Origin of the sequence: Luedemannella helvata (assembly GCF_039528415.1) — a bacterium.
Classification (GTDB): domain Bacteria; phylum Actinomycetota; class Actinomycetes; order Mycobacteriales; family Micromonosporaceae; genus Luedemannella; species Luedemannella helvata.
The window spans coordinates 116,150-138,972 of sequence record NZ_BAAALS010000002.1 but is presented as its reverse complement, the minus strand read 5'-3'; the positions used below and the strand labels follow the sequence as shown (position 1 = coordinate 138,972).

Sequence of the window (22,823 nt, the reverse complement as noted above, 5' to 3'; positions counted from 1 at the left end):
TGGCCTGGCTAGCGTGCGATCATGACCGTCGCCCCGTGTTCGCCCGAGCAGGTGCGGGTGTGGCTGGCCAGCCAGTTGGCCGGCGATCAGGTCGCGGTGCCCAACGCGACATTCGGGCTGCGCCTGCGCGGCCCGTTGGACGTCGGCGCGCTCAAAGCCGCGTTCGCCGCGGTGGTCGCCCGCCACGAGGCCCTGCGGACCGTCTACCTCGCCCCGCGGGCCGGGGGTACGGGCGTGCGCCAGCGGGTCGTCGAACCCGGGGACGTCGCGCCGGACTGGCTGACCGGGGTGGACCTGCGCGACGTGCCGGCGGCCGACCGGGAGGCGCGCGCCCAGGAACTCGCCGCCCGCGCGGCCGCCCGGCGCTTCGACCTCGGCCGGGCGCCGCAGTTCCACGCGTGGCTGCTGCGGGTCGCCGACGACGAGCACATCCTGCTGTTCGTCGCGCACCACATCAACTTCGACGAGCGCTCCATCGACGTGGTGGTCGCCGACCTCGCCGCCGCCTACGGGCACGCGGAGCAGGAGCCCTTGCCGGCCAGCTACGCCGGGTACGCCGGGTGGGCCAACGAACGCCTGGCCGGCCCGGACGCCGACCGGCGCCTGGCGTACTGGCGGGAGCGGCTGGCCGGCGTGCGACCGCTCGACCTGCCGATCCGGCGCGGCGCCAACGGTTCGACGACCGAGAGTGTGCGGGTCAGCCTGCCGGCCGGCACGGTGGACCGGCTGCGCGACGCCGCCGGCCGCGGGGTGACCCCGTTCGTGGCGCTGCTGACCGTACTGAAACTGGTGCTGCGGCGCTACAGCGGGGAGCCGGACATCACCGTGGGCACGGTGTCGTCCGGGCGGCAGCGGCTGGCGTGGGAACCGCTGGTCGGGTGCTTCTACAACCTGCTGGCCCTGCGCACCGACCTCGCCGACGCGGACACGTTCGCGCAGGCGGCGACAAAGGTGCGCCGTACGGTCGTCGAGGCGATGCTGCGGGAGGCGCCGTTCGACCACGTCGTGGTGGCCGTGCGGCCCGACCGCGTGCCCGGTGTGCACCCGTTGTTCCAGGTGACCCTCGCGGTGCACGGGCACCGGGACGGCTACGGGACCTGGCCCGGCCTCGACGTGGACGTGTGGCATCACGAGGTGGGCGCGCAGGCGCTCGACCTGGCCATCGACGCGACCGTGCGGCCCGACGGCGGCGCGGATCTGACGTTGCGGCACCCGGTGGGCGCGTTCGAGCCGGGGTCGGTGGCGCGGCTGGCCGCCCACCTGTGCGCGTTCGCCACGGCGCTGGCCGCCGATCCGGGGCGCCCCCTGCGGGCGACCCCCATGGCGCCCGCCAGCGAGACGGCCGAGCTGCGGCGGTGGAACGACACGGCCGTGCCGGTGCCCGACCGCACCGTCCTCGACCTCATCCGGGAGCGGGCCGCCGCCGCGCCGGACGCCGTCGCCGCCCACGAACTCACCTACCGGGAGCTGATGGCACGGGTCGACACGCTGGCCGGGCGGCTGCAGGGCGCCGGCGTGCGCCCCGGTGACCTCGTCGCCATCTGCCTCGACCGTGGGATCGACCTGCTCGCGGCGCCCCTCGCGGTGTGGCGGGCCGGGGCCGCGTACCTGCCGGTCGACCCCGACTACCCGCCGGCCCGGCAGGCGTTCGTGCTGGCCGACTCGCGGGCCACCTGCGTCGTGACGGCCGCGAACCGCGCCGGCGACCTGCCCGGACACGAGGCGACCGTGGTGCTCGTCGACGACCCGGCGGGCGCGCCCGCGCCGGTCGAGGCCCGCACCGACCTGGCGTACGTGCTCTACACCTCCGGTTCCACCGGCCGGCCCAAGGGTGTCGAGATCGGGCACGCGGCCCTGACGAACTTCATCCTCGGCATGCGCGACCTGCTCCACGCCGGCGCGGGCGACCGGTGGCTGGCGGTCACGTCGCTGGCCTTCGACATCGCCGGCCTGGAACTGTTCCTGCCGCTCGTCACGGGCGCGAGCCTCGTGATCGCCGACGACGCGACCGGCCGCGACGGCCGCGCCCTCGCCGCGCTCGTCGAGCGGCACCGCGTGACCCACGTGCAGACCACCCCGTCGCGGTGGCGGCTGCTGCTCGCGGCCGACTTCGCCAGCCGGGTCACGGCCCTCGTCGGGGGCGAGGCGCTGCCGCTCGACGTGGCCCGCGACCTGCGCGGTCGGGTCACGCGGCTGGTCAACGTGTACGGCCCCACGGAGACGACCATCTGGTCGACCGCGTGGGAGGTGCCGGCCGACCCGCGTGAGGTCGTCATCGGCCGCCCGATCGCGAACACCCAGGTCCACGTCCTCGACCCGGACGGGCGGCCCGCGCCGGTCGGCGTGCCCGGCGAACTGTGCGTCGGCGGCGCCGGGGTGGCGCGCGGCTACCTGGGCCGCCCGGCGCTGACCGCCGAACGGTTCGTGCCGAACCCGGTCGACGGCGGGCGCATGTACCGCACCGGCGACCGGGCGCGCTGGCGCGGCGACGGGGTCATCGAGTTCCTCGGCCGGCTGGACAACCAGATCAAGCTCGCCGGGCACCGCATCGAGCCGGGCGAGATCGAGGCCCGCCTCGCCGACTGCGACGGCGTCGCCCAGGCGGCCGTCATCGCGGTCCCGGTCGACGGGACGACGCAGCTCGTCGCGTACCTCGTCGGTGACGCCGTCGACCCCGTGGCCCTGCGCGCCGCGCTCGCCCGCGTACTGCCCGCCTACCAGGTGCCCACCTACTTCGTGGCGCTCGACGCGTTGCCCATGACCCCGAACGGCAAGCTCGACCGCGCGGCGCTGCCCGCGCCGGGCCGCGCGGCCGCGGCGCGGACCGCCTACGAACCCCCGGGTACGCCCACGCAGGCGCTGCTGGCCGAGGTGTGGTCGCAGGTGCTCGGCGTCGAGCGGGTGGGCGCCGCTGACGACTTCTTCGTGCTCGGCGGGCACTCCCTGCTGGCCATGCGGGCCGCCGTCGGGGTGTCCGAGGCCGTCGGGGTCGACGTGCCCGGGCTGCTCGTCTTCGCCCACTCCACGCTGCGCGACCTGGCCGCCGCCGTCGACCGGCTGCGCGCGGAGGCGGGGCCCGTCGCCCCGCCCGGTCACGCGGGCCCGGCACCGGGCGACGCGTTGCCGCTGACGTTCGGGCAGGAGCGGCTGTGGTTCCTCAACCAGCTCGACCCCGGCGACGCCTCGTACAACATCCCGCTCGTCTACCGGCTGCGCGGGCCCGTCGACGCGCGCCTCCTGGAGGCGGCGCTCGGCGACGTCGTGGCCCGGCACGACGCGCTGCGGCTGCGTTTCACCGAGCACTACGGGGAGCCGACCCAGTCGGTCACCCCGTCGGGGAGCGTGGCGCTGGAGGTGCTCGACACCGCGGGGGAGCCCGACCCGGTGGGTTCGGCGGGCGCGCTGATCTCGGGACGTACGAACGCGGCTTTTGATCTGACGGCCGGCGGGCTGCTCCGCGCGACGCTCGTGCGGGTCGGTGCGGACGACCACCTGCTCTGCCTGGTCGTGCACCACATCGTCGCCGACGGTACGTCCCTGGCGATCATCCTGCGGGACCTGCACGAGAGCTACCGGGCGCACCGCGACGGGGCGGCGGCGCGGCTGCCCGAGCTGCGCTGGGGCTACGCGGACTACGCGGTCTGGCAGCAGCGCTCGCTCGCCGAGCTGACCACAGTGGACGAGGCGCGCGCCTACTGGCTCGACCGGCTCGCCGACCTGCCCATGCTGGACCTGCCCACCGACCGGCCCCGATCGGCAGCGCCGGCCGTCGGTGGCGTGGTGCGCGCCCGGGTGCCCACCGAACTGATCACGCGGCTCGAACGGCTGGGCGCGGGGCGGCGGTGCACGCCGTTCATGGCGCTGATAGCCGCCTACCAGCTGCTGCTCGCCCGGCTCACCGGGCAGCCGGACGTGGTCGTGGGCTCGTCCGGCTCCGGGCGCACCCGCGCCGAGCTGACCGACGTCGTCGGCCTGTTCGTGCACACCCTCGTGCTGCGCGGCGACCTGAGCGACGACCCGACGTTCGCCGAACTGCTCGATCGCACCCGGGCGGCCGCGCTGGACGCGATGCGCCACCAGGATGTGCCGTTCGAGCAGCTGCTGCGCGGCCTGCCGGTGACCCGCGACGCCAGCCGCACCCCGGTGTTCCAGACCATGTTCCTGCTGCACACCGAGAACACCGTCGAGGTGCCCGTACTGCCCGGCGTGGCGGCGACGCTCGCCGACGACGGGTTCCGGCAGGCCAAGTTCGACCTCATGGTCGACGCGTGGCGGGTCGCCGACGGGCTGGACCTGTCGGTCAGCTACCGCGCCGACCTGTTCGACGAGGCGACCGTGCGCCAGTGGACCGACCTGTTCGTGGCCCTGGTGCGCGCCGTCGTGGACGCCCCCGACCGGCCGGTGGCGGCGCTCGACCTGCTGCCGGCGCAGCGGCGCGACGTGCTGCTCGCGCTGGGACGCGGCGCGCCCGGGCGGCCCTTCGCGCTGCTCGCGGCCGTGCGGGAGCGGGCCGCCGCCGCGCCGGACGCCGTGGCGGTGGCCTGCGGCCCGCGGACGCTCACCTACCGGCAGCTCACCGAGCGGGCCAACCATCTGGCCGGCGAGCTGGTCGCGCGCGGCGCCGGGCCGGACCGGCCGGTGGCCGTCGGCCTGGACCGCTCGCCCGAGCTGATCGTCGCCCTCCTGGCGGTCCTCGCCTCGGGCGCGGCGTACCTGCCGGTGGACCTGACCTACCCGGACGCCCGGATCGCGCTGATGCTGCACACCGCCGGTGCCCGGCTCGCCCTCACCAGCGCGCCGGAGCGGTTCGCCGGGCTGCCCGAGGTCGTGACCCTCGGCCCCGACTCGCCGGCCGCCCCCGCGGGTCCCGGCATCGAGCCCGCCGACGCGGACCTCGCCTACGTGGTGTTCACCTCCGGGTCGACGGGGACGCCCAAGGCCGTCGGGGTCCCGTGGGGCGCGCTCGCGTCGCGCGTCGGGTGGATGCGCGACGCGTACGCGTTGACGGCGAGCGACGTGGTCGCCCAGGTGGCGTCCGTGAGCTTCGACGCGCATGTGGAGGAGATCTGGCCGGCCCTGTCGGTCGGCGCCCGGCTGCTGCTCGTGCCCCCCGGCGAGCAGCCGCCGGACGTGTGGCACGCCGGCGTGACCGTGCTGGACCTGCCCACCTCGTACTGGCACGCGCTCGTCGCCGAGGGCGACGGGGTGGGCTGGCCGGCCGCCCTGCGGCTGCTCATCCTGGGCGGCTCGGCGGTGCGCCCGGACGTGTACGCGCGCTGGCGGGCGCGCTTCGGTGACCGGGTACGGGTCGTGAACACGTACGGGCCCACGGAGGCGGCCGTCATCGCGACCGCCGGCGACCTGTCGGCATCCGATGTGGACGGACGCGTCTCCATGGGCGGCCCGCTGTCGGACACCAGTGTGTACGTCCTCGACGGCGCGTTGCGGCTTGTGTCGCCGGGCGTGGTCGGCGAGCTGTGCGTGGGCGGCGCCGGCCTCGCGCGCGGCTACCTGGGGCAACCCGGGGCGACCGCCGAGCGGTTCGTCCCGAACCCCTTCGCGCCGGGGCGCCTCTACCGCACGGGCGACCGGGTGCGGTGGCGGGCCGACGGGGTGCTGGAGTTCGTCGGCCGCGTCGACGAGCAGGTGAAGGTGCGGGGGTACCGGGTCGAGCCGGGCGAGGTGGCCGCCGCGCTGCAGGCCGTACCCGGGGTGGGAGAGGCGTTCGCGGCGGCGTTGCCCGACGGGGGCGGCGGGCACACGCTGGTCGGTTGGGTGACCGGCCCGGTGGACCCGTCGGTCGTCCGCGAGCGGGTGGCCGAGGTGCTCCCCGCGTACCTGGTGCCCTCGGCCGTGGTGGCCGTGGACGCGATCCCGTTGACGGTCAACGGCAAGGTCGACGTCCACGCGCTGCCGCGCCCGGACGCCCGGGCCGGGGCGGGCGAGTACGTCGTGCCGCGCGGCGGTGCCGAGGAGCTGGTCGCGTCCGTGTGGGCGCACGTGCTGGGGGTCGACCGGGTCGGCGCGGGCGACGACTTCTTCGCCCTGGGCGGGCACTCGCTGCTCGCCGCGAAAGCCGCCGCGCGGCTGCGGGCCCTGGCGCACCGTGACGTCCCGGTCGGCCTCGTGTTCCGGCACCCCCGGCTGGCCGACTTCGCGGCGGCGCTCGGCGGCCTGGCGGACGCCCCCGGCGACGGGCCTCTCATCCCGCGCCGGCCCGCCGACCTGGTCGAGCTGCCGCTGACGTTCGGGCAGGAGCGGCTGTGGTTCCTCGACCGCCTCGAACCCGGCGACCCGTCCTACAACATCCCCCTGGCGTACCGGCTGCGCGGGCCGGTCGACGCGGACGCGCTGGAGCGCGCGCTCGGCGTGGTGGAGGGCCGGCACGAGGCGTTGCGGATGCGGTTCGCCGAACGCGACGGCGAGCCCGTCCAGGTGGTCGCGCCGCCCGGCGGGGTGCGCCTGGAGCGGCTCGACGCGTCCGGCGCGGCCGATCCGCTCGGGGCGGCGCACGGGCTGGTCGCCGCGCGGACGAACCGGGGGTTCGAGCTGGACAACGGTGCTCCCGTGCGCGCGGTACTCGTGCGGGTCGCGGCCGACGACCACCTGTTCTGCCTGGTCGTCCATCACATCGTCGGCGACGGCCGGTCGATGGCGTTGATCGTCGCCGAGCTGGGCGCCGCCTACGCGGCCCTGCGCGAGGGGCGGGCCCCCGACCTGCCGGCGCTGCGCATCGGGTACGGCGACGTGGCCGTGTGGCAGCGCGGGCGAGCCGACGCGGACCCGCCACAGGAGGAGTACTGGCGGCGGCTGCTCACCGACCTGCCCGTGCTCGACCTGCCCACCGACCGGCCCCGGCCCACCGAACGCGGCCACGACGGCGACCACCTGCGGGTCGTCGTACCGGCGCCGCTCGTCGCCCGGCTGCACGAGCTCGCGCTCGCCCAGCACGGCACCCCGTTCATGGTGCTGCTGGCCGCCTACCAACTGCTCCTGTGCCGCCACGCCGGCCAGGCGGAGGTGATGGTCGGCTCCACGATGGAGCACCGGCCCCTGCCCGAACTGGACCCGGTCGTGGGGTTCTTCGTCAACACGCTCGTGCTGCGCGGCGACGTGGGCGGCGACCCGAGCTTCCGGGAACTGCTGGCCCGCACCCGCGAGTCTGCGCTGGCCGCCTACGCGCAGCAGGACGTGCCGTTCGAGCGCCTGCTGGGGCGCCTGGACCTGCCCCGCGACCTGGGCCGCACCCCGCTGTTCCAGACGATGTTCGTGCTGCACACGGAGCAGCACGCCGGCACCCAGGTGCTGGCCGGCACCCGCGCCGAGTACGTGGACGGGCAGTTCCGGCAGGCCAAGTTCGACGTGAGCCTCGACGTGTGGCCGGACGGCGACACGCTCATCGCGGCGTTCAACTACCGCACGGACCTGTTCGACCGGGCCACGATCGCCGCGCTGGCCGGCCGGTTCGTGGCGCTGCTCGCGGCGCTCGTCGACGCCCCGGACGCGCCCGTCTCGGCGCTGGAGCTGATGTCGGCCGGCGAACGGGAGCGGCTGCTGGCGCTGGGCACCGGTCCGGCCGGCCCGGCGCCGGTCGACGTCGTGGCGCTGATCCTCGACCAGGCGCGCCGGGCGCCGGACGCGGTCGCGGCGACGTGCGGACCGCAGCGGCTGACCTACGGGGAGCTGGACGCGCGGTCCGGGGCCGTGGCCGCCGCGCTCGCCGCCCGCGGCGCCGGCCGGGTCGCGGTGGCGTTGGAGCGGTCCACCGACCTGATCGTGGCGCTGCTCGGCGTGCTGCGGGCCGGTGCGGCGTACGTGCCCCTCGACCTGGACTACCCCTCGGCGCGGCTGGCCCTCATGGCGGCCCACAGCGGGGCGTCGGTGCTGCTGACCCGGTCGGAGGTGGCCGACCGGTGCGCGTACCTGGGCCTGGACGCGGTGTGCGTCGACGCGCTGCCGCCCGCGCCCGTGGCGGGGGACCGCGCCGGCGACCTCGCCTACGTGGTGTTCACCTCCGGGTCGACCGGGACACCCAAGGCCGTCGGGGTCCCGTGGGGCGCGCTCGCGTCGCGCGTCGGGTGGATGCGCGACGCGTACGCGTTGACGGCGAGCGACGTGGTCGCCCAGGTGGCGTCCGTGAGCTTCGACGCGCATGTGGAGGAGATCTGGCCGGCCCTGTCGGTCGGCGCCCGGCTGGTGCTCCTGCCGCCGGGCGAGCAGCTGCCGGACGTGTGGGGCGCCGAGGTCACCGTGCTGGACCTGCCCACCTCGTACTGGGACGCGCTGGTCGCCGAGGGCGACGCTATGGCCTGGCCGGCCGCCCTGCGGCTGCTCATCCTGGGCGGCTCGGAGGTCCGGCCGGACGTCTACGCGCGCTGGCGGGCGCGCTTCGGTGACCGGGTACGGGTCGTGAACACGTACGGGCCCACGGAGGCGGCCGTCATCGCGACCGCCGGCGACCTATCGGAATCCGATATCGGCGGGCGCGTGTCGATGGGCCGGCCGCTGTCCCACACCACCGCCTATGTGGTCGACGACGCGCTGCGGCTCGTGCCGCCGGGCGTGGTCGGCGAGCTGTGCGTGGGCGGCGCGGGCGTGGCCCGGGGCTACCTGGGGCAGCCGGGGCTGACCGCCGAGCGGTTCGTCCCGGACCCCTTCGCGCCGGGGCGCCTCTACCGCACCGGCGACCGGGCGCGCTGGCGCGGCGACGGGACCCTGGAGTTCGCCGGCCGCGTCGACGAGCAGGTCAAGGTGCGCGGGTACCGCGTCGAGCCGGGCGAGATCGCGGCCGCGCTGCGCTCGGTGCCGGGGGTGGGGGAGGCGTTCGCCGCCGCGCTGCCGGACGCGACCGGGACGCACCGGCTGGTCGCCTGGATCACCGGTGACGCGGACGCGGCCACCGTGCGCAAACAGGTCGGCGAGCTGCTGCCCGCCCACCTCGTCCCGTCGGCCGTGGTCGCCGTCGACGCGATCCCGCTGACGGTCAACGGCAAGGTCGACGTGCGCGGCCTGCCGCTGCCGGACGCCCGGGCCGGCGCGGGCGAGTACGTGGCGCCCCGCAACGCCGCGGAGGAACTCGTCGCCGAGATCTGGGCGCAGGTGCTCGGCGTCGAGCGGGTCGGCGCCGGCGACGACTTCTTCGCCCTCGGCGGGCACTCGTTGCTCGCCATGAAGACGACCGCGCGGCTGCGCGCGGCCACCGAAATGGAGATCCCCGTGCGCCTGCTGTTCCAGCACACCACGGTCGCCGAGCTGGCGGCGGCGGTCGAGGAGCTGCTCCTGGCCGACCTCGACCGCCTCTCCGACGAGGAGGCCGCGCTGCTGCTGGACGGTGCCCGGTGACGACCGCGGAGCTGTCGGCCGTCAAGCGCCAGCTGCTCGAACAGCGGCTACGCGGGCGGGCCGGGCACGCCATCAAGGCCCGGCCGGCCGGGGAGACGCCGCCCCTGTCGTACGCGCAGGAGCGGCTGTGGTTCATGGACCAGTTCGCGCCCGGCTCGACCGCGTACACGATCCCGGTCGTGCTGCGGCTGCGCGGCGCCCTGCGGGCCGGCGCGCTCGCCGAGGCCCTCACCGCGGTCGTCGCCCGGCACGAGGCGCTGCGCTGCGCGTTCCCCCAGGACGAGCAGGGCCGGCCGCGGCTGGTCATCACGCCACCCGCACCGGTCGCGATCCCCGTCCATGACGCCGCCGACGAGGACGACGCCCGGCGCCTCGTCGCCGGCGAACTGGGCCGCCCGTTCGACCTCGCCACCGGCCCGCTGCTGCGCGCCGCCCTGGCCCGCCTCGCCGACGACAACCACGTGCTCGTGCTGGCCACCCACCACATCGCCAGCGACGGCTGGTCCAGCGACCTGCTGGTCGGCGAGCTGTTCGCGCACTACGACGGCGCCCCGCTGCCCGACCTGCCCGTGCAGTACGGCGACTACGCGATCTGGCAGCGCGAGCGGCTCGACACCACCAAGCGGGCCGACGTCGACTACTGGCGCGACGCGCTGGCCGGACTGGAGCCGCTGGAGCTGCCCACCGACCGGGTCCGCCCGGCCCGCCAGACGTTCGCGGGCGCGGACCACGCCGCCGCCATCGACGCCGACCTGCACCGTAAGCTGCGCACGCTGTCCCGCGAGCACAACGCGACGCTGTACATGACACTGCTCGCCGCCGTGCACGCCGTGCTGGGCCGGCACAGCGGGCAGGCGGACTTCGCGGTCGGCTCCCCGGTCGCCGGCCGGGCCCACGCCGAACTCGAACCGCTCATCGGCATGTTCGTCAACATGATCACGATGCGGGCCGCGCTGGAGGGCGACCCCACGTTCGCGCAGCTGCTCGACCGCACCCGCGAACGGGCGCTCGACGCGTACTCCCACCAGGAGGTGCCGTTCGAGCAGCTGGTCAACGAGCTGAAGGTGCCCCGCGACGTGCGCCGCCCGCCGCTGTTCCAGGCGCTGTTCGCGCTGCAGAACTACGAGGAGCGCACGGGCGCGGCGCCCGCCGGGCTGCGGGTCGAGCCGTTCCGGCTGCCGGCCGGGTCCACCCGGTTCGACCTCGAGATCTACGCGTACGAGGCCGGCGAGGAGCTCGCGCTCAGCCTGATCCACAACACGGACGTGTACGACCCGGCGACCGTGGCCCGCCTCGCCGATCACCTGGTGACGTTCCTGCGCGAGGTCGCGGCCGACCCCGACCAGCCGATCTCGGCCGTGGACCTGGGCGGCGCGCCGATCCTCGACCCGACCAGCGTCGCGCTGGCCGACGCCACGCTGCCGCAGCTGCTCGCGGCCACCGCGCGCCGCGTGCCCGACGCGACCGCGGTCGTCCACGAAGGCGAGCGCCTCACCTATGCGCAGCTCGACGAGCGCGCCGGGCGGGTCGCGGCCGGGCTCATCCGGCGCGGCGTACGGCCGGGCGATCTGGTCGCCGTCTGCGCCGAGCGCAGCCTGGAGCTGGTCGTGGGCCTGCTGGGCGTACTCAAGTCCGGCGCCGCGTACGTCCCGCTCGATCCGGAGTACCCGGCCGAGCGGCTCACCTTCATGCTCGACGACGCCGCCGCACCGGTTGTGCTGACGCAGGCGAGGCTGGCCGCCAAGCTGCCGCCGGGCGCGCTCGCGCTCGACGACCCGACGCTCTGGCCCGCCGCCGCGCCCACGGGCGCCGGCCCCGCGCGGCCCGGCGACGTCGCGTACATGATCTACACCTCCGGGTCGACCGGGCGGCCCAAGGGCGTGCCCAACACCCACCGGGGCATCGTCAACCGGCTCGACTGGATGCAGCGCGCCTACGGCCTCGACGGCACGGACGCGGTGCTGCAGAAGACCCCGGCCAGCTTCGACGTGTCCGTGTGGGAGTTCTTCTGGCCGCTGCTCACCGGCGCCCGCCTGGTGCTCGCCAAGCCGGGCGGGCACAAGGACGCCGACTACCTGCGCGCGCTCATCGCCGCCGAGAACGTGACGACGGTCCACTTCGTACCCTCGATGCTGGCGGTGTTCCTGGCCGCGGAGGGTGACCCGCCGACGTCGTTGCGCCGGGTCATCTGCAGCGGCGAGGAGCTGCCCGTCGACGTGGCGCGCCGGTGCCTCGCCGCGCTGCCCGGCGCGGCGCTGCACAACCTCTACGGACCGACCGAGGCCGCGGTCGACGTCACCGCCTGGCCGGTCACGGCGTCCGCGCTGGCCGGCCTGGCGCGCGTGCCGATCGGCTCGCCGATCCAGAACATGCGGGTGTACGTGCTGGACGAGCGCCTGCGCCCCGCCCCGGTCGGCGTGCCCGGCCAGCTCTACCTCGCCGGGGTCGGTCTGGCGCGCGGCTACCACCGCCGGCCCGGGCTGACCGCCGAACGGTTCGTGCCCGACCCGTTCGGCGCGCCCGGGGCACGCATGTACGCCACCGGCGACCTGGCCCGCTGGCGCGACGACGGCACCATCGACTTCCTGGGCCGCATCGACGGCCAGGTGAAGCTGCGCGGCCTGCGCATCGAGCTGGGCGAGATCGAGGCGGCGCTGCGGGAGCAGCCCGGCGTCGTGGACGCGGCCGTGGTGGTGCGCGAGGACGTGCCCGGCGACAAGCGGCTGGCCGCCTACGTGGTCGGGAAGGCCGACCAGGCGGCGCTGCGGGCGGCGCTCAAGCGGCGGCTGCCCGACTACATGGTGCCGGCCGCGTTCGTGGACCTGCCCGCGCTGCCGTTGTCGCCCAGCGGCAAGCTCGACCGCCGAGCCCTGCCGGTACCCACCGTGCGCCGCTCGTCCGGCGCGTCGCTCGTGGCGCCGGCCACGCCCACGGAGGAGTACCTCGAGGCGTTGTGGCGGGAGCTGCTCGGCGCGGCGCCGGACGTGCGACTCAGCGTCGAGGACGACTTCTTCGACCTGGGCGGGCACTCGATGCTGGCCACCCAGGTGGTGGCCCGGCTGCGGCAGCGCTACGGCGCGGGCGTGTCCGTGCTGGAGGTGTTCGCGCACCCGACGATCCGCACCCTGGCCGCCCTGGTCGACACCCCCGCCGGGGAGCGCGGCCCGCGGCCGCTGCTGCACCAGCTGACCAGGCCCGTGTCCGCGCCGACCCGCTCGCTGGTCTGCGTCCCGTACGGCGGCGGCAGCGCGGTGATCTACCAGCCGCTCGCGGACGCACTGCCGGCCGGCACGGCCCTGTACTCGCTGGCCGTGCCCGGCAACGACATCGGTCTCGACGAGGCGCCGCTGCCCTTCGACGAACTGCTCACCCGTACGACCGAAGAGGTGCTGACGAAGGTCGAGGGGCCGCTCGTCCTGTACGGGCACTGCGTGGGCTCGGCCATTCTCATCGAGTTGGCCCGTCGGTTGGAGGCCGCCGGGCGCGACATCGAGGCCGTGTACGTCGGGGCGACGTTCCCGTTCGCCCGGCCCGCCGGCCCGATCCTGTCCCGGCTGGCGAAGCTCGCCCGGGGCGACCGGCTCACCGGCAACCGGGTGTACGAGAACTGGCTGCGTTCCATGGGCGTCGACCTGGGCGAGATGGACCCGCGCGAGGCCGACGCGATCGTGCGCAACATGCGCAACCAGGCCCGGGCCGCCGAGGACTACTTCACGGACCTGTTCGAGCGGCAGGTGCCGCCGCTGCGCGCGCCCATCATCTCGGTGGTCGGCGACCGCGACTCGGAGACGGAGTTCTTCCGCGAGCGCTACCGGGAGTGGGAGTTCCTGGCCCCGGAGACCGTGCTGGTGGTGATGAGGGAGGGCGGGCACTACTTCCTCAACTACCGGGCCGCCGAACTGGCCAAGATTGTCACGACCGTGCACGGCACGCGCGAGCCCGTCTCGGACGACGGGTGGTCCGTGCAGGCCCGGTCCGCGGCCGGGGCGCCCGCCGCCGCCGACGGGCCGGCGCCGAGCATGGGCCGGTTCCTCACCGTCGCGGCGAGCCAGATGGTGTCCATCATCGGCTCGGCGCTCACCGAGTTCGCGCTGCCCCTGTGGATCTACACGCAGACCGGGTCGATCGTGCAGTTCGGCCTGCTGGCCGTGCTCGGCATCCTGCCCGGCATGCTGGTCGCGCCGGTCGCGGGCGCGATCGTCGACCGGTACGACCGGCGGCGGGTGATGCTGGTCGGCGACGTCGTCGCGGGCGGCAGCCAGGCCGTCATGTTCGCCCTGGCGATGACCGGCGGGCTGCGGCTCGGCCATATCTACGTGCTCATCGTCGTGCTGTCCACGGCGTTGACCTTCCAACGCCTCGCGTACGCCTCGGCGGTGCCGCAGCTGGTCCCCAAGCGCTACCTGGGCCACGCCAACGGCGTCGTGCAGATGGCCACCGGCGTCGGTCAGTTCCTGGTACCGCTGGCCGCGGCCGCGCTGCTGGCCGTCGTGGGGCTCAAGGGCATCCTGCTGCTCGACGCGGTCAGCTACGTCATCGCGACCGCCGTGGTGCTGGCCACGCGGTTCCCCGACACGCTGCCGTGGCGGCGTAGGGAGCCGCTCTGGCAGGAGATCGTCAGCGGCCTGCGCTACGCGACGGACCGGCGCGGCTTCCTGCCGTTGCTGGGCTTCTTCGCCGTCCTCAACGTGTTCCTGGCGCCGCCGTTCCTGCTCGTCTCGCCGCTGGTGCTGTCGTTCGGCGATCTCGGCTCGGTGGCCCGGGTGAGCACGGTCGCCGGCCTCGGCGCGATCGCGGGCGGCCTGGTCATGACGGTGTGGGGCGGCCCGCGCAAGGCCCGCTCGCGGGGCATGCTCGGCGGCGTCATCGTCCTCGCGACGTCGTGCGTCGTGCTGGGCCTGCGGCCCGTCGAGTGGCTGGTGGCCGCCGCCGCGTTCGGCATGTCGTTCGGGCTCACCCTCACCAACGGCATCTACGCCACGATCGTGCAGGTCAAGGTGCCGCAGCGCTTCCACGGCCGGGTCTTCGCCGTCAACACGGTGGTCGCGTTCTCCACGATCCCCCTCGCGTACGGGGTGATCGCGCCCTTCGGCAGCAAGCTGCTGGAACCGTTGCTGGCCCCCGACGGTTCGCTGGCCGGCACGGTCGGCCGGGTCATCGGCGTCGGTGACGGGCGCGGCACCGCCCTGCTGTGCATCGCCTTCGGCCTCGCGATGATCGCGCAGGCGCTGATCAGCCTGCGGCTGCGCGCGGTCGGCGACTTCGACGCCCGCGTCCCCGACGCGCTGCCGGACGACCTGGTCGGCGCCGCGACCCTGGCGAAGGGCAGACCATGAGTGGCGGCAGGTATGCCTGCGACCGGAGCGCACTTGTGTGGACGTTATGTGGAACCGCTGTGGAAGAGGACCTGACATGAGCGAACCGAGATACCTGGTCGTCCTCAACGACGAGGAGCAGTACTCGATCTGGGCCGACGACCAGCCGGTCCCGGCGGGGTGGCGGGCGGAGGGCACGGCCGGCACGAAGCAGGAATGCCTGGCGCACATCGAGACCGTCTGGACCGACATGCGTCCGCGCAGCGCCCGGCAGGCCACCCGATGAGCCTGAACGAGCAGGAGGCCGAGGCGGCCGTGACCCGGATCTGGACCGAGATCGGGCTGCGCCCCACCGGGCCCGACGACGACTTCTTCGACCTCGGCGGCCAGTCGCTCAACCTGGTGCAGTTCCTCGCGCGGGTGCACGACCGCTACGGCGTCGAACTGCCCGTGGACCTGCTGTTCGAGGCCGACCTCACGGTCGCGTCGGCGGCCGGGCACCTGCGCGAGGCCGTCCTCGCCGGACAGCGGCCCTGACCCGATGCGCGTGCTGCTGGCGCAGAACATGCGCTACCTCCCCAGCCACGGCGGGGCCAACAAGTCCAACCGGGTCATGCTGGAGGCGCTCGCCGCGCGGGGTCACGAGTGCGTGGCCGTGGCCCCGCTCGCCGCGACGCGCCGCCCGCTGTCCGAACCGGACTTCCTGGCGTACCTGGCCGGCCAGGGCGTCACCGCCGAGCGCGGCGACGGGGCGATCGTGTTCACCCGGGCGGGCGTGCGGGTGCACGTCGTCACGAGCGGACTGCCCCGGTACGCCCTGAAGCTGGCCGAGGGGGTCAAGCCCGACTGGACGCTCGTGCCGTCGGACGACCCGGGGATGCTCATGCTGGGGCTCGCGCAACGGGCGAACCCCGGCCGCGTGGTGTACCTCGCGCACACCCTGCAGCAGCTGCCGTTCGGGCCGCGCACCTTCTACCCGAGCGTGTCGGGGCGCCGCCTCATCGGCCGCTGCGCCGGGGTGGTGTCCGTGAGCCGGGCCGCCGCCGACTACCTGCGCGCCCATGGTGACCTCGACTCCGCCCTGATCCACCCGGACGTCTACGGCCCCGGCCCGCACCCGGCCCTCGGCCGCCCCGACGGGCTCGTCGGGCTGGTGAACCCGTGCGCGTACAAGGGACTGCCGGTCCTCCTCGCGCTCGCCGACGCCCTGCCGGACACCCGGTTCCTCGCCGTCGCCGGTTGGGGCACCACCCCCGACGACCTCGCCGCGCTGGCCGCCCGGCCCAACATCACCGTCACCGACCCGGTCGACGACATCACCGAGATCCTGGCCCGGCTCAGCGTGCTGCTCATGCCGTCGCTGTGGGACGAGACCTTCGGGTACACGGCCGTGGAGGCCATGCTGCACGGCGTACCCGTGCTGGCCAGTGACGTGGGCGGGCTGGGTGAGGCGAAGCTCGGCGTGCCGCACCTGCTGCCGGTCGCGCCCATCACCGCCTACACCCAGCGCGAGCCCGGGGACCCCTTCCCGGAGCCGGTCGTGCCGCCGCAGGACCTCGGCCCGTGGCTGGCCGCCCTGCGCCGGCTGCGCGACGATCGCGCGCATTACGAGGACCTCGCCGACCGGGGGCGCGCGGCCGCGGCGGCGTTCGTCGCCAACCTCGACGGGTACGCCCTGGAGCGCTACCTGTCGGCCCTGGAGCCCGCATGCTGACCGAGGACCTGGCGTCGCTGCTGCTCATCCGGCATTTCGAGAGCGCCCTGCTCGACCTGTTCGACCGGGGCGAGCTGAACGGCACGACGCACACCTGCCTCGGGCAGGAGCACGTGCCCGTGGCGCTGCGCGGGCTGCTCGACCCGCGCGACTACGTGTTCAGCAACCACCGGGGCCACGGCCACTACCTGAGCCTGTTCGACGACCCGGCCGGGTTGCTCGCCGAGATCATGGGCCGGGAGGGCGCCGTCTGCGCCGGCGTCGGCGGCAGCCAGCACATCCTGCGCGAGCGGTACCTGTCCACCGGCGTGCAGGGCGAGAGCCTGCCCGTGGCCGCGGGCGCCGCCCTGCACCTGAGCCGGTCCGAGCCCGGGCAGCTGGCCTGCGCGTTCGTCGGGGACGGCACCTGGGGGCAGGGCGCGGTCTACGAGGCGCTCAACCTGGCCGCGCTGTGGCGGCTGCCGCTGCTGGTCGTCGTGGAGCACAACGGCATCGCGCAGTCCACGCCCACGTCGCGGGCCATGGCCGGCACGATCGCCGGGCGGGCCGCCGCGTTCGGCATCCCGCACACCTATGTGGACTCCGTCGACGTGGACGAGCTGCGCGCCGTACTGGCCAAGCCGGTCGCGGCCGTGCGCGACGGCGGCGGGCCGCTGGTCGTCGAGGCCCGGGTGCGCCGGCTCGGCCCGCACAGCAAGGGCGACGATCCCCGGCCGGCCGACGAGGTCGCCGCGCTGCGGGCGGGCGACTGGCGCCCGTACTATCACGATCTTGTAGGCGCGGAGCTGGACCGCGTCGACGAGGCCCAGCGCGCGCGGGTCGCGGCCGTCGTCGCGGAGGTCAGCGCCCGCCCGCTGGCGGGGTGGGCGCCGTGACCGGCCGCCAGCGGATCGTCGAGCACCTCAACGCCGCGCTGAGCGCCGCGCTCGCCGACGACGAGCGGTTGTACCTGCTCGGCGAGGACATCGCCGACCCGTACGGCGGCGCGTTCAAGGTGACGCGGGGGCTGTCGACGCGTTTCCCCGAACGGGTGCTCACCACCCCGATCTCGGAGAACGGCATCGTCGGCCTGGCCGGCGGGCTGGCCCTGGCCGGCGACAAGGCCATCGTCGAGATCATGTTCAGCGACTTCGTGACGCTGGCGTTCGACCCGATCGTCAACTTCGCCGCCAAGTCCACCACGATGTACGGCCGCCGCGTCCCCATCCACCTGGTGGTGCGCTGCCCGACGGGCGGCAACCGGGGGTACGGCCCGACGCACAGCCAGAGCCTGCAGAAACACTTCCTCGGCGTGCCCGGCCTGGCCGTGTACGAGCTGTCGCCGCTGCACGACAGCGCGACCGTCCTCGCGACCATGCTGGGCGCGGGCACGCCGGCACTGCACTTCGAGGACAAGTCGCTCTACGGCGGCTGGCTGTGCCGCGACGGGGTCGTCGACGACGTGTTCCGGTTCGACCTCGTGGGCGACCTCGCCCGGGTCTTCGCCGTCGACCCCGACGACGAGGTCGACTGCGTGCTCATCGCGCCGGGCGGCCTGGTGCCGCGTGCCGTGACCGCGATGCGCGAGCTGCTGCTCGCGGACGAGATCGTCTGCCACCTGCTCGTGCCGTCGCGGCTCTACCCGCTCGATGTCGCGCCGATGGCGCCCGCCCTGTCGCGGGCGCGCCGGGTCGTCGTGGTCGAGGAGAGCACGGCCGGCGGCACCTGGGGGGCCGAGGTCGCGCACGCCGTACGCGACGTGGCCCGCGGACCGGTGACCCTGGTCCACTCGGCGGACAGCGTCATCCCGACCGCCCCGCACCTGGAGCGGTCGGTGCTGGTTTCGCCGGAGACGATCCGGCGCGGGGTACGGGAGGCGCTGTCGTGACGGAGATCCGGATACCGAAGCTCAACGCCAACGACGCGGCGTACACGCTGGTGGAGTGGCTTGTCGCGGACGGCTCGCGGGTCGCGGCGGGCGACCCCGTCGTGGTCGTCGAGACCGCCAAGGCGACCGAGGAGCTGGAGAGCCCCGCCGACGGCTACCTGCGCCAGGCGGCGGCCGTCGGCGCCGAGTGCCCGGTGGGTGCGGTGATCGGCACCCTGTCCGAGGTGGCCGCACCCCCGGCGGCGACGCCCCCATCGGCGCCGGTTCCGGCGTACGAAGATGTGATCATCACCGGGCCGGCCGCGGAGCTGATGGCGCGCCACGGCGTCGACCGTGCCGCGGTGCTCGCGCTGGGTCGTCGGCTGATCCGCACCGCGGACATCGAGGAGCTGCTCGCGGGCGGGCGGGTCGTGGCGCTGGGCCGCCACCAGGAGGCCGTCGCGGCCGCGGTCACCGAGTCGCACCGCACCATCCCGGCGGCCTTCGTCGCCGTGGCCGTCGACGTCGACGGCGCGCTCGCCCTGGCCCGCACGCTGACCCGCGCCCACAAGCGCCTCGTCGGCCTGGCCGAGCTGCTGGTCAAGGCGGTCGCCGTCCAGCTCGACGAGCATCCGCTGTGCTTCGGGTCATTCCAGAGCCCCGCGGCCGTACGCGTGCCGGACGCCGCCGACGTGGGCGTCACCATCGACGTCGGCACCGGGCTGCACGTACCCGTGGTGCGCGACCCGGCCGCCCTGGACTGGCGGGAGCTGGCCGGCGCGCTCATGGGCCTGCGCCTGACCGCGATGAAGGGCGGCTTCGCCGCGCGCGACCTCGCTGGCGCGCACATCCTGGTGGCCCTGCACAACGACGCCGCCGTGACCGTGGCCGTGCCGATGGTGTTCCCCGGCCAGGCGTGCGCCGTGTCGCTCGGCGCCGTCCAGCAGGTGATCGACCTCGACGCGGACGGCAGCCCGGTGCGGCGCTCGACCGTCCAGATCGGACTCGCCTACGACCACCGCGTGGTCAACGGGCGGGGCGCGGTGGCGTTCCTCGCCGCCGTCAAGGCGTTGCTGGAGGACCCGGAGCGGCTCGCCGGTCTGGGCACGACCGCGACGGGTACGGCGGAGCCGCAGGGCTGCGGCAACCGCGCGGCCGGGCGGTCGGCAGCGGCCAGCTCGCGGGCGTAGAGGCGCACGAGCGGCGCCAGCCGGTACCACGACCGTCCCGCCGAGGTCACGAGGTTGGCGTCGACCAGGCGCTCCAGCGCCGCCGCGGCGTCGTCAACCGGGGCGGCCAGCAGCGCCGCGAGCGCCGGGGCGTCGAAGCCGGTGCCGGGCAGCAGGCCACACAGGCGGAACGCGCGCTGCAGCCCCGGCAACCCCGACAGCGACCGGTAGCTGACCGCGAACGCGCAGCGCATCGCCAGGTCGGCCGTGCTGAGTTCGTCGAGGCGCCGGCGGTCGTCGCGCAGCCGGGCGGCCAGCTCGGCGACCGTCCACGCCGGCCGCGCCGCCAGTCGCGTACCGGCGATGAGCAGCGCCAGCGGCAGGCGGTCGCACAGGCCGGCCACCCGCGCGGCCGCGGCCGGCTCGGCCGCCACGCGCGCCGGGCCGGCGAGCCGGCCGAGCAGCTCGACCGCCTCCGCCTCGGACAGCGCGTCCAGGCGTACGTGCACGGCGCCGTGCAGGCCCGTCAGCGCTGCCCGGCTGGTGATCACGGCGGCGCAGCCCGGGCTCGCCGGCAGCATGGGCCGCACCTGCGCCGAGGTCGTGGCGTTGTCCAGCACGACGAGTACGCGCCGCTGCGCGGTCGCCGACCGGAACCGCGCGGCCGCCTCGTCCACGTCGGACCACGAGCCGGCGATGCCGAGTCCGCGCAGGAAGCGGTGGAGCACGGTCACGGGGGAGCGTGGCTCGGCGTCCGCCGTGGACCCCCGCAGGTCGGTGTAGAGCTGCCCGTCCGGGTACGCGTCGGCCACGACGTGGGCGAGGTGCGCCGCGAGCGCCGACTTGCCGGCCCCGGCCGCGCCGCTGATGGCGACGATCGGCGCGCCGGCCGCCCCGGCGAGCAACCGGTCGCGCAGGTACGCCACCTCCTCGCGGCGGCCGGTGAAGGTCGGCGGGTCGGGCGGCAGCTCGGCCGGGACGAGGCTGAGGGCCGGGCCGGGCTCCGTGCGGATGCGGGCGGACAGCTCGCGCAGGTCGGCTCCCGGTTCGAGGCCGAGTTCGGTGCGCAGCCGGTCGCGGGCCTCGGCGTAGGCGGCGAGCGCGTCCGCCTTGCGCCCGCCCTGCCACAGCGCGGTCATCAGGTGCGCCCACAGCGGTTCGCGCAGCGGATGTTCCGCCACCAGCGCGCGCAGCTCGCCGGTCACGGTCGCGTGCCGCCCGTCACGCAGGTCGGCCTCGATGCGCTGGTCGAGACACGCCAGCCGGGCCTCCTCCAGGCGGGTCACCTCGGCCTCGCCGGTCGTCGAAAGCGGCAGCCCGCCCAGCGCCGGCCCCCGCCACAGCGCCAGTGCCCGCCGCAGCTCCCGGGCGGCGCCCGCATAATCTCCACCGGCCGCCACGCGCGCCCCCGCCGCGGCGTGCCGCTCGAAGTCGAGCAGGTCAAGCTCGCCGTCGCCGAGGGTCAGCAGGTATCCCCCGCCGGTCGTGGTCAGCCGCGCGGCCACGGTCTCGCCGCCCCGCCGCAGGGCGGCGCGCAGCCGCGACACGTACCCCTGGATGAGCTGGTCGGCGGTGGCCGGTGGGTGATCGCCCCACAGCCGGTCGATCAGCTGCGCGCGGGAGACGACCCGGTTGGCGCGGACGGCGAGCAGGCCGAGCACCGCGCGCTGCGCCGGCCGGCACCCGCTGAGCAGGTCGCGGGCGTCCAGCCGCACCTCGACCGGCCCGAGGACCAGCATGCGGAGCGCGGTCACCAGCCCGCCTCGCCGGCCAGCAGGTCCGCGATGGCGGTTGCCGCCGCCCGGTCGCCGTCGACCGGCTCGGCCGGCGTGGGCGCGGGCGCGGTGAGCAGTTCGCGCAGCTTCGCGGCCACGACGTCCGGGCGCCAGTCGGTGGCCGGCAGCCAGGAGCCCAGCCCGGCCGCCGCGACCCGCGCGGCGTTGTCCGGCCGGTCCGCGCCGTCGGCCAACATCAACTGCGGGGTACGGGCGATGAGCGCGCGGCTCAGCGTCCCGATGCCGCCGTGGTGGATGATCGCGGTGACGTGCGGCAGCACGTCCGCGAACGGCGCGTGCGCGACCCACCGGACGCGGGGCGGCAGCGGGTCGGGCAGCAGGTCGCGGTGGCGGGTGACCACGACGGTCGGCAGGCCGGCGGCCTGCGCGGCGGCCAGGGCGGCCGGGTAGAAGGCGGGGTGCAGCATGCGTCCCGTGCCGCCCGTGACCAGCAGCGGTCGCCCGGCGAAGGCGCCGTCAATGGTGGGCGTCGCGCGGTCGACGGGTTCGTCCGGCAGCGGGAAGCCGGCGAGCGTGACGCGGGCGGGGGAGCGCAGCCCGGCCCGGTCGAACCAGCCGGGCCACAGGCCGATGACCGCGTCGACCGTGCCGAACCAGCCGCGCCAGTCGGTCATCGGGGGCAGCCCGGCCCGGTCGCGCAGCTCGTCGATCTCCGTGGCGAGGCCGTTGCGGTAGTGCCGCAGCGCCACGGGCGCGGTGAGCAGTTGCACGGGCGCCAGCGCGAGCCAGGCCGACGGTGCGCCCAGGCGTTCGGCGGCGATGAGCACGGCCAGCGACGAGGTGTGCCGGCCGACCAGGATCGTGTCGCCCTTGTCGTGCAGTTCGTCGAGGAGGTCCAGCTCGCGGGCGGACTGGGCGACGAAGCCGCCGCGGCGGTAGAACTCGGCGACCGCCGCCGGCCCGGTGGCGCCCATGAGGTGCGGCGTGAGGGCGAGCTGGCGGGCGTACTCCGTGTCGGTGTCGACCGGGTGGAACTCGAGGCCGGCTGCCCGGGCGGGGGCGGCGAACGGCGCGTGGCTGATCAGGACCACACGGTGGCCGGCGCGGCGCAGCGCCCCGCCGATCCGTACGAACGGCAGGACATCCCCCGCGCTGCCCTGGCTGGTCATGAGAATGGTGGCCATGGCGTTGTCAGATCCGCTCTGTTCTATTCCCCGTGGCCCACACGGGAATCGCATTCTTCGAATTCCCCGTGGGGTGAAACTTTCATTCGTCGCGCACGCATTCGACGCTCTTTAGGACATTGGGTGATCGGCACATTTACGTAGAATGATCTCGCTCCTCGGAGCGTAGGTCGGCCCGCCGTGGGGTGTCAAGCGGCGTACGAGCGCCCGCACCTGCGAAAGTCGCCGAGTCGTCACGCCCGACGACTCGGCAATTACGGGCACATGACGTATATATTTGCCAGCCCAAGTCCGAGAGATTCTCAATTACCGCCGGTAATAGGCCTTGTTTCGGAACGCCGGATGGGCGCAAAAGTCGGGCGTCGCCAACAGGCGACGGCCGCCCCCGATAGTGCGGTCCTACGTCACGTAGACGAACCGGGAACGCCAAACTCATCGCCCGTCACGCCCGAGCAGCGATGTTGCGCGCGTGAGCCGGGACGCCGGCGACCCGGTTGACGGCCGTGAGCAGGACCTG

At 75.1% G+C, this 22,823-nt stretch carries 9 protein-coding genes and 1 pseudogene; 8 read left to right on the top strand and 2 right to left on the bottom strand.

The window, feature by feature from the left end:
• Positions 1–21: 21 nt before the first annotated feature.
• The 8 genes from ABD191_RS02775 to ABD191_RS02740 all read left to right on the top strand — a co-directional run bounded on the left by ABD191_RS02775 (position 22) and on the right by ABD191_RS02740 (position 19,407).
• A complete protein-coding gene (locus ABD191_RS02775) occupies positions 22–9,342 on the top strand; it encodes a non-ribosomal peptide synthetase (RefSeq protein WP_344076387.1) in 9,321 nt (3,106 codons plus the stop codon).
• Positions 9,339–14,678 (top strand): non-ribosomal peptide synthetase/MFS transporter, encoded by a 5,340-nt coding sequence (locus ABD191_RS02770; RefSeq protein WP_344076385.1) that lies wholly within the window; start codon positions 9,339–9,341, stop codon positions 14,676–14,678. The genes ABD191_RS02775 and ABD191_RS02770 overlap by 4 nt, the downstream gene beginning before the upstream one ends.
• Before the next feature lie 76 nt (positions 14,679–14,754).
• The gene (locus tag ABD191_RS02765; protein WP_344076383.1) at positions 14,755–14,943 is read left to right on the top strand and encodes an MbtH family protein; all 189 of its coding nucleotides are present in this window, start codon (positions 14,755–14,757) and stop codon (positions 14,941–14,943) included.
• Complete coding sequence (locus ABD191_RS02760; protein ID WP_344076381.1) at positions 14,940–15,194, top strand: acyl carrier protein; 255 nt, start codon at positions 14,940–14,942, stop codon at positions 15,192–15,194. Before ABD191_RS02765 ends, ABD191_RS02760 begins: the two co-directional genes overlap by 4 nt.
• A gap of 4 nt (positions 15,195–15,198) precedes the next feature.
• Positions 15,199–16,371 carry a glycosyltransferase family 4 protein gene (locus ABD191_RS02755; protein WP_344076379.1) on the top strand — a complete coding sequence of 391 codons (1,173 nt, stop codon included), beginning with the start codon at positions 15,199–15,201 and terminating at the stop codon, positions 16,369–16,371.
• Positions 16,365–17,246, top strand: coding sequence for a thiamine pyrophosphate-dependent dehydrogenase E1 component subunit alpha (locus ABD191_RS02750; protein ID WP_344076377.1), 882 nt, complete (start codon positions 16,365–16,367; stop codon positions 17,244–17,246). The genes ABD191_RS02755 and ABD191_RS02750 overlap by 7 nt, the downstream gene beginning before the upstream one ends.
• A complete protein-coding gene (locus ABD191_RS02745) occupies positions 17,243–18,238 on the top strand; it encodes an alpha-ketoacid dehydrogenase subunit beta (protein WP_344076375.1) in 996 nt (331 codons plus the stop codon). The genes ABD191_RS02750 and ABD191_RS02745 overlap by 4 nt, the downstream gene beginning before the upstream one ends.
• On the top strand, positions 18,235–19,407 hold the full coding sequence (locus ABD191_RS02740; protein ID WP_344076373.1) for a 2-oxo acid dehydrogenase subunit E2: 1,173 nt from the start codon (positions 18,235–18,237) through the stop codon (positions 19,405–19,407). Before ABD191_RS02745 ends, ABD191_RS02740 begins: the two co-directional genes overlap by 4 nt.
• A gap of 998 nt (positions 19,408–20,405) precedes the next feature.
• On the opposite strand, the pseudogene ABD191_RS29390 reads toward ABD191_RS02740, so the two are convergent.
• Positions 20,406–21,125, bottom strand: a pseudogene (locus tag ABD191_RS29390) (AfsR/SARP family transcriptional regulator); the annotation flags it as partial.
• Between the two features lie 11 nt (positions 21,126–21,136).
• A complete protein-coding gene (locus ABD191_RS02730) occupies positions 21,137–22,306 on the bottom strand; it encodes a glycosyltransferase (protein ID WP_344076371.1) in 1,170 nt (389 codons plus the stop codon).
• Positions 22,307–22,823 lie beyond the last annotated feature (517 nt).